A 12,297-nucleotide genomic window follows, 5' to 3' on the forward strand; every position below is an offset into this window, starting at 1 on the left:
CAAAAATACCACTAAAAAAACAAACACATGGCATTAGTTACACCATTATCTGCGGCGCATGATCCAGAGACTAGACAACTCGCTGAGTTTTTCAATGAAACCTTAGGCTTTTGTCCAAATTCTGTATTGACCATGCAGCGTCGTCCAGCAATTAGTAAAGCATTCATTAATTTAAATAAAGCCGTTATGGCTAACGAAGGTCGTGTTACTTCGGCATTAAAACGTATGATTGCTTGGGTAAGCAGCAATGCTACAGGTTGTCGTTATTGCCAAGCGCATGCAATTAGAGCTGCAGAACGCTATGGCGCTGAACAAGAACAATTGGATAATATTTGGGAATACAGAACACATCCAGCGTTCTCTGATGCTGAACGTGCTGCATTAGATTTTAGTTTAGCCGCATCTCAAGTTCCTAATGCAGTAAACGCCGGGATAAAAGAGCGCTTGTACCAATATTGGGATGAAGGTGAAATTGTAGAAATGCTTGGTGTTATTTCTCTATTTGGATATCTCAATAGGTGGAATGATTCAATGGGAACTACCATGGAAGAAGGCGCTATAGAAAGTGGAAATCAATATCTAGCAAAGCACGGTTTTGAAGTTGGGAAACACAATGGGTCTCAATATTAAAAAACTTGTAAGACCGTTGACAATAGTAGTCTCTAGTAATGAAAATGCTATAGTAGAAACTCATATACTGCCCTCAATGTAATGTTATATTGATTGGAATTTGTTGAGATTTGAACTCCAGTTCCTAAAAACAGTTCATTTAATTCTATACCGATTTGAGGTGCAATAAATAAGTTGTTTTCATTTTCTTGGTAACTCCCGTTTATTTCTAATCCAGCCATTATAGCTGTTTCAAAAGTATATAAAACCGCAAAATTATAGTTAAATTCAACTTCCTGTTGTCCAAAACCTATTCCAAAACCAGCTCTAGGATGAAGACTCAAGTTGTAATTGACCTTGTATATATATAACAGAAAAGGTTCTAGCTCAAAATCATTGTCTTCGATAGGAACCGCTATTCCTATACCTCCAGCAAAACCAGAGTTTGTATTTGTGAAAAGTGTATATTGCGTTTCTAGTTCTAAACTATTAAATGTTGTTGAACTTTTTGCATTACTAAGATCTGAATGTGAAAATATTGGTTCTAATTCAACTCCAAAATTATTAAACAGAACATATTCTAACTCGAACCCTAGTTCATATACAAATTCGTCGCCTTGCTTTTTTATGGTAGGAATAGCATTAACTTCTAAAACACCCTTTTCTCCTCCAATATCTGTAGCAGTATCTACAAAAATAGGCTCTGCAAATTCAACGTCTAATGTTGTATCTTCTTGAGCATTTACATTTATGCTTATAAAACATAAGACAAAAATAAAATGGCAATATCTAAAGCTAATCATATGAAAGAAGATTATTTTAAAATTTTAGAGACTTGTTGCTTTAAGTCGAACACAACTTCACCCTCAAACCAAGGGTTCTTTGTCAACCAAAATCGATTTCTAGGACTAGGATGAGGCAATACAAAATAGTAAGGCAAATACTCTTTATAGTTAGCAACAGTTTCAGTTAGCGTTCGTTTGGCTTGCTCTTTTAGGTAATATTTCTGCGCATACATCCCAATTAAAATAACCAACTCTACTTGCTTCATTTTATCAAATAAGGATTGATGCCATTGTGGTGCACACTCTTTCCTAGGTGGTAGATCTCCCGTTTTCCCTTTTCCTGGATAGCAAAAACCTATAGGTATAATGGCAAATTTACGCTCATCATAAAAGTCTTCATCAGATACATTCAACCATTTTCGTAATTGTTTTCCACTAGCATCATCCCAAGGAATTCCAGAAGCATGAACCTTAGTTCCTGGAGCCTGACCAATGATTACTATTTTAGATTTGGTATGCGCTGTAGCTATTGGCCTTGGACCAAGCGGTAAGTTTGGTTCACAAATCCTACATTGTCTTATATCATGTAGTAAAGCTTTCATTATTTTTTACCAGCGACTACGATTACAATCTCTCCTTTTGGAGGTTTATTGGTGTAATACGTTAATACTTCTTTTGCTGCACCTCGAATGGTCTCTTCGTAAAGTTTTGTCAATTCTCTACACACAGAAACAAGTCGGTCTTCCCCGAAGTACTCACAAAAATGAGACAGTGTTTTTGTCAATTTATGCGGACTCTCGTAAAAAATCATTGTTCGAGGCTCTTCAGCTAATCGTGTTAGTCGTGTTTGGCGTCCTTTTTTTACAGGAAGGAATCCTTCAAATACAAATTTATCGTTGGGTAAACCAGAATTAACAAGTGCTGGAACAAAAGCAGTCGCGCCAGGTAAACAATCTACATCAATATCATTTTCAATACAAGCTCTAGTAAGCAAAAAACCAGGATCAGAAATAGCTGGAGTTCCTGCATCACTAATTAATGCAATTGTCATTCCGCTTTTAAGTTTATCTACTATAGCATTAACCATCTTATGCTCATTATGCATATGATGACTTTGCATAGGTGTGCTTATTTGGAAGTGTTTGAGTAACTTTCCTGACGTACGTGTATCTTCAGCTAAAACCAAATCAACGTCTTTTAAAACTTCAATAGCTCTAAAGGTCATATCCTTTAGATTTCCTATAGGTGTTGGTACAATATAAAGTTTGCTCATTTAGATTGAATTGTTCTCAAATTTACAATGTTTTCATTTATATTGACGCAACCCTTCTACTTTATTGGTATCTTTAACGAAACTATGCGTATGATTAAAATCGTTTTCCGTTTTATCTTTTTTTTGATAATATGTAATTTTACGCACAGTCAAACTACAGATTTATCAATTGTTGCGCAAGCTCAAAACACAAGTGGAAGTGACATTTCTCAAATTGAAATTTTCCAAGATTTTCAATACATCATAACAATTATTAACTCTGGAAATCCTGTAACCAATGCTACCTTCGAAGTGGTTATGGATACAGATCTACAAAACTTAGACACCTCCAATATTACTTCTCAAAATAATACAGGTGGAGCTTCAAACGCTTCAGGTCTTGATCTAATAAATAATACTTTAACGGGTACCATTGCAAATTTACCTACAGACTCAAGTTTAGAAATAAAAATCAATGTTACTGCACCATCTATAATTGGAGGTATTGCTATTAATGCTAACATCTTTCCTCCTAACGGAACAACCGATACTAACAGTTCAAATAATGAGTCGTTGATTTCTATTGATGTTATAGATATTGATATCGATTTTACGGTTACACTTACTCAAGTCTCTCCAACTGAAGGAACTCCAATACCTTCTTGGAATACTACAGTTACCTATCAATTTACAATTACAAATAATAGTGCTATAGATTTTCCTATTGAAAGCTTTTCTGGTAATTTATCGTTACTTACTGATATAGATTTTGGGAGACCTTTTGTGCAATTGCAGTCTATTAATTGTATTGGTAGTACTGGAGGCACAAACTGTCCTGACGTTTCTGGAGTTAATGGGAATATTACTTTTGTTAGTGCAACATCTACGATATTTACATTTAACACATCACATTTGTATACAGCAGGCGGATCTGCAACTTTTGAAGTAGTCTATGAATATTTAGATCCGTCGTGTGCTTTAGAGATACAACCTATTGCTGTTTCCAGTGAAATTGGTATCACTTTAAATCATGCTAATCTTTCTCCAAATACCTCTAATAGTGTTATTACTGATTTATTAGAATCAGAACCCTGTCAACTTACTGACATTTGTATTGATACTGTACAAATCGACCCAGCTGCTGGTACAGCTGTAGATTGGAATGAAGAAGTAGTTTTTGAAACTACCGTCTGTAATAATGGTCCATTGGATACTTCAATAGCCTTTTTCCTTCAAAATATAAGCGCTACTGTAGACTGGGATATTATAGCTGTTGAATGTATACAAGCTACAGGTAGCATCTCCTGTGACGATGTTACTATAAACATACAAGATCAATTCTGGGTAAGTAGCACCTTTATCATGCCAGCTAATGCAACAATAACAATACAAACTATAGTTATATTTATTGAACCTGCATGTTCAGCAAACATAAACAATAATTTAGCTAGTGTAAGAAGTGGCGTCAATATTCTAAATCCTAATATTTTAGATTCTAATATTACAAATAATGCACAGACAGATTTTGTTACGTTACCACCATCTGAACAATGTGACATTATTGATCTGAGTGTTACAAAGACTCAAATAGATCCTGTACCTCCAAATGGCGAAACAGCAAACAACCCTTTACAACCAGGAAATGTAACTTATGAAATAACAGTTACAAACCCAAGCAATGTTGATACTCCTGTAGAGTTAATTGACTTTCCAGAAACAATTAGCATGGTACCTTATTTTGGAACTCTTATCTCTGTTGAGTGTGTATCTACCACTGGATCAGCAACATGCTTTGATATTACTAATGCAAATATTGGCATTCCTCTTGATGGCATTCAAGAGAATGGTAATCCAGATGTTTTTTGGGAAATAACTGCAGATGATAATTGGCTGCTACCAGCAATGAGTTCGGTTACATTTCATGTTGTCATAGCTTGGGAGACCGAATGCTCTATTAATGCCATTCCCGTTGCAAATGTTGTTGAAATTGGCCATACCAATAATGCTTTTGATAATAATCCTGGTAACAATATTGCTGATGTTACTACCTATTTTGTGCCCTGTGTAGATTTAATAGTTCAAACCTTCCCAGAGTTTACACAGGTAAATGTAAATCAACCTTTTGATTGGATCATAGATATTACAAATAGCGAAAATAGCACCAACGCTATCAATATTCTATTTGAAGATACAATCAATACAGTTTTTACATTAACAGGAACTCCAATATGCACAATAACAAACGGAAATGCCACTTGTATTAATAATCCTACAATAAATGGTAATCTAGTAACAGCTACAATAGATAATATGGATGCTGGTTCTACAATACGAATTAGAATCCCTGTTGTAGCACCTAGTTTTGGAGGTGCCTATAATAATATCGCTGTAGCTACTCCAAATGAAACCGACAGACGTGAAATTTCTCCAGAAACCAATACGTCAATAAGTAATGTTCAAGTATTAGCTCCTAGTTTAATAAAGAGTTATAATCCTGATACGATTATTGTTGGAGAAGAGAGCACGCTAACTTTTACAGTTTCAAATTTAGCTTCAAACCCATCGCAAACTAATATTTCGTTTACAGACGTTTTCCATCCTGAAATTACTCTTGTTTCAAGCCCTCAATGGGTAACAAGTAATGGTTGTACTGCAAATTTTGTAGGTAATGCAGGTAATAATTTTGCCGGAGTGACTAATTTGGTCTTTCCTGAAGGCGTAAGCTTTTGTTCTTTTAGCGTCGTTGTTACATCTGATGTAGTTGGTGTCTATCTTAATGATACCACTAATTTTGAAAATCAAAATAATATAGACACATCACAAACCAATGCAACATTAACAGTATTGGAAGACACCTCTGATGTGGATATTGAAATATTAAAAAATGTTTCGCCTCAAGAAGCTATTATTGGAGATCAAGTCATCTTTGAAATTACAGCTACTAATGTAGGAACAACCGAAGGCACTGAAATTGAAATTTATGACAACTTTCCTTCTGGGATGACTTTCATTTCTGCAACTACATCTCAAGGTACATTTGATGTTTCGATGTATATTTGGTCTATTGGTTCTTTAGCTAGTGGACAATCTGAAACACTAACTATTACGGCTCAAATAAACGCAAGTGATAACCTACTAAATGTAGCTTCACTTAACGATCTTGATCAGCCAGATCGTGATTTATCCAATAACTCAGATAGTGCAGAAGTTATCGTTAACTTTTGCTTGCGTATTCCAAAGGGCTTTTCACCAAATGGCGATGGATTGAATGATGTTTTTGATATTCAATGTATAGAAGAATACCCTAATAATTTGATTAAAGTTTACAACCGATTAGGTGTTCAGGTTTATGAAAGTGAAAATTATAAAGGTGGCTGGAATGGCAAACCCAATATGGGAATACCAACACTAACAAACACGTTACCAACTGGCACTTATTTTTACATTCTTGATCTAAATAACGGAGAAAAGCCTATCGTAGGATGGTTTTATGTTAATTATTAGGACGTACCTTTTTTCCTAAAAAATAAGACACAAATAATATTGGAATTGCTATAACAGACAGCCCTAATCTATGACCAGCGTATTGGTGGGCTACTGTAGCCAAAATCAAATCAAAGAAAAAGCCGGCATAAGCCCATTCGGTCAACCAGCTATTTTTTCGCCATAAAATCATTATTACGCCTAAGACTTTCAACATAGCTAAGGGAATAACAATATATGTGGGATAATTTAATTGCTCAAAAAAACCTTTTATAAGTTCGGTATTGAAGAAATACATCTGAGCAGAGTATATAAAAACTAAGCAGAGTAATATCGTACTAAGCCAGTATACTAATTTTTGGGGTTTCATAAATTGAAAGTCGTAGTTTATTATTTAAACTTACTTTCAACAATTTCCATAAAACGATTTTCGTAATCTTCTTTTCCAGACCAATCATTATAGTCTGGTTTAACAATATCTGTTATAAATCGCGTAGCGTCCTCAAAAGAATTTGTAGTATTCAATTGAGATATTACACGCTCATAATCTTCATTTTTACCATCGAATAAATGCTTTGTAAAGGCTATCTTATCATTTAGCCCAATATTCAATGCTCCCTTTTTTAGTTTATCGTTCAACGAAGTTTTGCTAGAAACATTTGTGCTGGATACGGGTTCAAAAACTGGAATTTCTTCAAAACCTGCAGTAATATCTTCAAGATGTGTTTCCTTTTTTTGTTTCTTAGTCACAGCAATCTCTACCATTTCATCTACTTGTTGAGACTCCATTGGCATCTGAGCAACCATATCTTTTATCTTCTCCATCACTGGCTCATATATATCATCATCTTCAGCTTCATCAAGATTTACATAGATCTTATCTTCTATCTCGATATTATCACTTATCTTATTATTAAAAGCAACATCTAACATTCCGAAGAAAGAAGAATCACTTCCAATTGTTGGAATATCTCCTTCAAAATTCTCATGAGCAAATTTCAAAACACTAAGTTTTTCATGCAACATAGAAACTTCTTCATGCATTTTTAAAACATCTTCTTTACCTTTTAATTTTAAAATCCTGTGAGCAATGCTTACTAATTCTGATTCTAGCTTCTTCTTCATAACTTTTTAAATTTAAAACGAATTTATGCTTTTGATTTTTAATAAATTTACGCCACCTTTATACAAAACGAACTTTTGGTTTGTTTTAGTGTTAAAATTACAAAATGTTTCTTGAAAATACAGTAAATCATAAAGAACAATTTGGATGGATAGAAGTCATCTGTGGTTCAATGTTCTCAGGTAAAACCGAAGAGTTGATTCGTAGGTTAAAGCGAGCCCAGTTTGCAAGACAAAAGGTTGAAATCTTCAAACCTACTGTTGACGTTCGTTATGATGAAGATATGGTCGTATCTCATGATGCTAATGAAATTCGTTCTACTCCAGTACCTGCTGCTGCAAACATTCCTATTTTGGCAGATGGTTGTGATGTTGTTGGTATTGATGAAGCTCAATTTTTTGATGACGAAATTGTAAGAGTTTGCAACGATCTTGCCAATAAAGGAATTCGTGTTATTGTTGCTGGCTTAGATATGGATTTCAAAGGAAATCCATTTGGTCCAATGCCTCACTTAATGGCTACAGCAGAATACGTTACCAAAGTACACGCTATTTGTACTCGAACTGGGAACCTAGCACAATATAGTTATCGTAAAGCAACCAGTGATGCTCTTGTTTTATTAGGTGAAGTAGATGAATATGAACCCTTAAGCCGAGCTGCTTTTTATAAAGCTATGCTTCGCGATAAAGTGAGAAATATGAAAGTTAACGACGCCGAAGAAATTTCTAACAAAGACAGTAAGCCCAATGCTAAAAGCTAAAGAGACTGTTTTAGAGATTGATCTAAAAGCACTCAAACACAACTTTGAGTATCTTAAATCTAAACTTCAAAAAGACACTAAAATATTAGCTGTAGTCAAAGCATTTGCCTATGGAAGTGATGCCAATATAGTTGCAGATTTTCTTCAAAATTTAAATGTCGATTATTTTGCTGTAGCTTATGTTAACGAAGGTGTGGCGCTTCGAGAAGCAGGCATAAAAACGCCGATTTTAGTATTGCATCCTCAAGCTGTAAACTTTAAAACTTTAATTGAACGTTGCTTGGAACCAAGTCTATATAGTTCTAAAATTTTTAATGACTTTATTGCAATTGCCACTGAAGAAGGTCAGACGAATTATCCTGTCCATATCAAATTCAATACTGGGTTAAACCGACTTGGGTTTAGGGAAAATGACATTGATTTTATCACCTCTAAGCTCAGAGATACATCTGCTATAAAAGTAAAGTCGCTTTTTTCACATTTAGCTGCAAGTGAAGATTTGAATGAAGCTGAATTCACCAAAAATCAAATTGATAATTTTAAAAAAACAGCAGCAACTTTTACAAAATCTATAGCCTATAAACCTATGCTCCATATGACCAACACATCTGGAATTATTAATTTTCCAGAGGCTCATTTTGATATGGTTAGAGCTGGAATTGGTTTGTATGGTTATGCAAATTCTCATGAAGAAAACAAAAAATTAAAGCCTGTAGCAACACTTAAGTCTATAATTTCTCAAATTCATAAGATTAAGAAAGGAGAAACTGTAGGATACAACAGAGCTTATATAAGTCGAGGTTTAGAAAAAACAGCCACTATACCAATTGGTCATGCCGATGGTATTAGCAGACAATATGGGAATGAAAAAGGGTTTGTTGTTATCAATAACCAAAAAGCGCCTATTATAGGTAATGTTTGTATGGATATGATTATGGTTAATATTACAAATATTGATTGTAAAGAAGGAGATGAAGTTGTAGTTTTTGGTAATCACCCAAATTCTGCAAGCGATTTCTCTAAAAGTGTACAAACCATTTCATATGAGATCATTACTTCGATCTCCCAACGTATAAAACGAGTTATTATAAAATAAATTATTTGTTTTTTTAACTATCTATTTTTTAAGTATCTTAGACTTTCAATAACTAACTTAAAACAAATAAATTATGCTTAAAGAATTCAAAGAATTTGCAATGAAAGGCAATTTAGTTGATATTGCTGTTGCTTTTGTAATGGGTGCTGCTTTTAATAAAGTGGTCACTGCATTTACAGGTGGTATAGTTTCACCTTTAATTGGTCTAATTTTCGACACTAATTTCAAAGACCTGAAATGGATTGTCAAAGAAGGGTCTGCTAACGATGTAGGAGAAATAGTAGGAGAAGTTGCTGTATTGTATGGTGATTTTATTACTAATTTATTAGACTTTATCATTGTTGCCTTTGTAATGTTTATGCTTATAAAAGGTATCAATAGAATGAAAAAGAAAGAAGAGCCTTCGCCAGAAGCTCCAGCTGGACCGTCAGAGGTTGATCTATTAATTGAAATTAGAGACGCACTTAAAAAATAGATTTCGTATAGCTACCGCTACATTACATGTTTTAACCTTAAACCACCTCATGAATAGAGGTGGTTTTTTTATAGTTTTTTTTAAGATTTAAAAATGAATAAATCCCTATTTTTGTTCATTATAAATCTTTTCAAATGAAAATAGCTGTTGTTGGTGCTACAGGTTTAGTTGGCCAAGTAATGCTTAAAGTATTAGCCGAACGAAATTTTCCAGTAAGTGAATTAATTCCTGTTGCCTCTGAGCATTCAATAGGGAAAAAAATCACTTATAAAAACATGGATTATACTATTGTTGGTCTGCAAGACGCTATTGATGCCAAACCTAAAATTGCATTGTTTTCTGCTGGTGGAGCGACTTCACTAGAATGGGCTCCAAAATTTGCTGAAGCTGGAATTACTGTTGTAGATAACTCTTCGGCATGGCGAATGGACCAAGACAAACAACTTGTTGTTCCTGAAATAAATGCTAAAAAACTAACAAAAACTGATAAGATTATTGCTAATCCTAACTGTTCAACCATACAGATGGTAATGGTTTTGGCGCCACTTCATAAAAAATATAAGATCAAACGTATCGTAGTTTCAACCTACCAATCTATTTCTGGGACAGGTGTAAAAGCTGTGAAACAATTGGAAAATGAATTAGCAGGAATTAAAGGTGAAATGGCGTACCACTATCCTATACACAGAAACGCCATTCCGCATTGTGATGTTTTTGAGGAGAATGGCTATACAAAAGAAGAAATGAAATTAGTTAGAGAAACTCAAAAAATATTAGATGATCGTAGTATTGCAGTAACAGCTACAGCTGTAAGAATCCCTACATCTGGAGGGCATAGCGAAGCGGTAAATGTAGAGTTTGAAAACGATTTTGATCTTAACGAAATACGCAATATTTTAAAGCAAACACCTGGTGTGACTCTACAAGACAATATTGATGTTAACACATACCCAATGCCAATATACGCTGAAGGAAAAGATGATGTCTTTGTAGGTAGAATTAGACGTGATGGTTCTCTGCCTAAATCACTAAACTTATGGATTGTTAGTGATAATCTCCGTAAAGGAGCCGCAACTAATACCGTCCAAATCGCTGAACACTTATTGCGCGAAAATTTACTGTAATATTTTTTTCTTCTACTTAGGGTTTTATTGACTTCAGTTGTTACATATAAATAGATGCTAAGTCTTTTTTTAAGACTAAATTTATGATTTTAGTGAAATATGCGATATTTTTATACTCTTGTTGTCTGATAAAAAGGGTATTACATCTAATTAATTATTGAGGTGATAAGTATAGTCGTTATATTTACCTTCCAAATTTTACTGTAAATGTTTAAAAATTACTTGAAATTACTCTACTTTATTGTATTATTTATAGTTATTCAGTCTTGTGCTAATGATGATAATAATGACAGTTATGTGGCTATAATTATTGAAACCTCTTCAGACTTAGTAGAAGTTTCTCAAAATAGCTCCATAGAAATAGATGTATTAAGTAATGATACTAATGTACCTACATTAGGTAATTTGACAGTGAACAATGCAACAAATGGAACCGTAGAAGTATTAGACCTTAATAATACACCCAATAATCCTTCAGATGATACAGTACTATATACACCTAGTACAGATTTTGTAGGTACTGACTCATTCTCATATACCATTTGTAATAATTTAGAACCAATAAGTTGCTCTACAGAGACAGTTACTATAACTGTAAACCCAGTTACTCCAGTAGTTTTTAATCTTGATGAAATTCCTTACAATACACTTTCTGAATACCACTTTTTCGAAGGAGAATTAAAAAACTTAGAGCCTGCTTTTGGAGTTGTCCCGTACGACTTAAATTCAACCTTATTTACCGACTACGCACTTAAAAAACGTTTTGTTTGGATGCCAAATAACTCTAAAGCTAGTTATAATACTGACGGTACTCCATTAAATTTTCCTATCGGTTCTGTTTTGATTAAGAATTTTTATTATGATAATGTTCAACCAACGAATACTACCAGAATTATTGAAACAAGATTGATGTATATGACTGAAGAAGGTTGGGACTTTGCTAAATACGTTTGGAATGAATCACAAACTGAAGCAACCTTTACTAATAATGGAAGTTTTATTAATATTGATTGGGTAGAAGAGGGTATCACCAATTCTGTAAACTATAGAATTCCATCTCGTAACGAATGCTTTACTTGTCATAACAAGTTTGGAACTCCGCTTCCTATTGGTCCTAAACCTCAGAACTTAAATAAAACATATAACTATCCCGATGGTATTTCTAATCAATTGAGTAAATGGATAGAGGTAGGATATCTTGAAAATAATCTACCTACTTCAATCGTATCAACGGTAAAGTGGAGCGACGAATCACTACCTCTAGAATTGAGGGTTAGATCATACTTAGACATTAATTGCGCGCATTGCCATTCTGAAGAAAGTTATTGTGAATATAGACCACTGCGCTTAGCTTTTAATGAAAATGAAGACGACGTGAACAAAGGTGTTTGTGTTACACCTGATACACAAATTGCTCCTTACACGCATATAATTGCTAGTGGAGAAATAGACAAATCATTATTACATTTTAGAATCAGTTCAACTGAAGAACAATATAGAATGCCTTTATTGGGCAGAACACTTCAACATTCTGAAGGTGTTAGGCTTATTGAAGAATGGATTAATTCTCTTGAAGGTATTTGCGAATAA

12 protein-coding genes are annotated in these 12,297 nt (G+C 34.0%); 7 read left to right on the forward strand and 5 right to left on the reverse strand.

Annotated elements, in window-relative coordinates:
• The first annotated feature begins 27 nt into the window (after positions 1 to 27).
• A complete protein-coding gene (locus Q0876_RS01615; RefSeq protein WP_299223356.1) occupies positions 28 to 630 on the forward strand; it encodes a carboxymuconolactone decarboxylase family protein in 603 nt (200 codons plus the stop codon).
• Between the two features lie 47 nt (positions 631 to 677).
• On the opposite strand, the gene Q0876_RS01620 is transcribed toward Q0876_RS01615, so the two are convergent.
• The 3 genes from Q0876_RS01620 to rsmI are packed head-to-tail and all read right to left on the reverse strand — an operon-like array spanning position 678 to position 2,667.
• Positions 678 to 1,412: a hypothetical protein gene (locus tag Q0876_RS01620; protein ID WP_299223358.1), complete on the reverse strand. Its 735-nt coding sequence runs from the start codon at positions 1,410 to 1,412 to the stop codon at positions 678 to 680.
• An 11-nt stretch (positions 1,413 to 1,423) separates the two neighbouring features.
• Positions 1,424 to 1,996: a uracil-DNA glycosylase family protein gene (locus Q0876_RS01625; RefSeq protein ID WP_299223360.1), complete on the reverse strand. Its 573-nt coding sequence runs from the start codon at positions 1,994 to 1,996 to the stop codon at positions 1,424 to 1,426.
• Entirely contained in the window at positions 1,996 to 2,667 is a 672-nt protein-coding gene (gene rsmI / locus Q0876_RS01630; protein WP_299223362.1) for a 16S rRNA (cytidine(1402)-2'-O)-methyltransferase, read from the reverse strand. The genes Q0876_RS01625 and rsmI overlap by 1 nt, the downstream gene beginning before the upstream one ends.
• Before the next feature lie 90 nt (positions 2,668 to 2,757).
• On the opposite strand from rsmI, the gene Q0876_RS01635 reads away from it, so the two are divergent.
• Positions 2,758 to 6,150 (forward strand): gliding motility-associated C-terminal domain-containing protein, encoded by a 3,393-nt coding sequence (locus Q0876_RS01635; protein WP_299223364.1) that lies wholly within the window; start codon positions 2,758 to 2,760, stop codon positions 6,148 to 6,150.
• Here the strand turns inward: Q0876_RS01635 and Q0876_RS01640 are convergent.
• Both Q0876_RS01640 and Q0876_RS01645 read right to left on the reverse strand, forming a co-directional pair.
• The gene (locus Q0876_RS01640) at positions 6,140 to 6,499 is read right to left on the reverse strand and encodes a DoxX family protein (protein ID WP_299223366.1); all 360 of its coding nucleotides are present in this window, start codon (positions 6,497 to 6,499) and stop codon (positions 6,140 to 6,142) included. The two genes, Q0876_RS01635 and Q0876_RS01640, sit on opposite strands and share 11 nt — an antisense overlap.
• 20 nt (positions 6,500 to 6,519) lie before the next feature.
• Complete coding sequence (locus Q0876_RS01645) at positions 6,520 to 7,254, reverse strand: hypothetical protein (RefSeq protein ID WP_299223368.1); 735 nt, start codon at positions 7,252 to 7,254, stop codon at positions 6,520 to 6,522.
• Positions 7,255 to 7,358: 104 nt separating this feature from the next.
• Between Q0876_RS01645 and Q0876_RS01650 the strand changes: the two genes are divergently transcribed.
• The 5 genes from Q0876_RS01650 to Q0876_RS01670 all read left to right on the forward strand — a co-directional run bounded on the left by Q0876_RS01650 (position 7,359) and on the right by Q0876_RS01670 (position 12,297).
• Positions 7,359 to 8,012 carry a thymidine kinase gene (locus Q0876_RS01650; protein WP_299223370.1) on the forward strand — a complete coding sequence of 218 codons (654 nt, stop codon included), beginning with the start codon at positions 7,359 to 7,361 and terminating at the stop codon, positions 8,010 to 8,012.
• Complete coding sequence (gene alr / locus Q0876_RS01655) at positions 7,999 to 9,108, forward strand: alanine racemase (RefSeq protein ID WP_299223372.1); 1,110 nt, start codon at positions 7,999 to 8,001, stop codon at positions 9,106 to 9,108. The genes Q0876_RS01650 and alr overlap by 14 nt, the downstream gene beginning before the upstream one ends.
• Before the next feature lie 73 nt (positions 9,109 to 9,181).
• Complete coding sequence (gene mscL, locus Q0876_RS01660; protein ID WP_299223374.1) at positions 9,182 to 9,583, forward strand: large conductance mechanosensitive channel protein MscL; 402 nt, start codon at positions 9,182 to 9,184, stop codon at positions 9,581 to 9,583.
• 134 nt (positions 9,584 to 9,717) lie between these two features.
• Positions 9,718 to 10,707 carry an aspartate-semialdehyde dehydrogenase gene (locus Q0876_RS01665; protein ID WP_299223376.1) on the forward strand — a complete coding sequence of 330 codons (990 nt, stop codon included), beginning with the start codon at positions 9,718 to 9,720 and terminating at the stop codon, positions 10,705 to 10,707.
• Positions 10,708 to 10,914: 207 nt separating this feature from the next.
• On the forward strand, positions 10,915 to 12,297 hold the full coding sequence (locus tag Q0876_RS01670; protein ID WP_299223378.1) for an Ig-like domain-containing protein: 1,383 nt from the start codon (positions 10,915 to 10,917) through the stop codon (positions 12,295 to 12,297).

The organism is uncultured Psychroserpens sp. (assembly GCF_947503375.1).
GTDB lineage: Bacteria > Bacteroidota > Bacteroidia > Flavobacteriales > Flavobacteriaceae > Psychroserpens.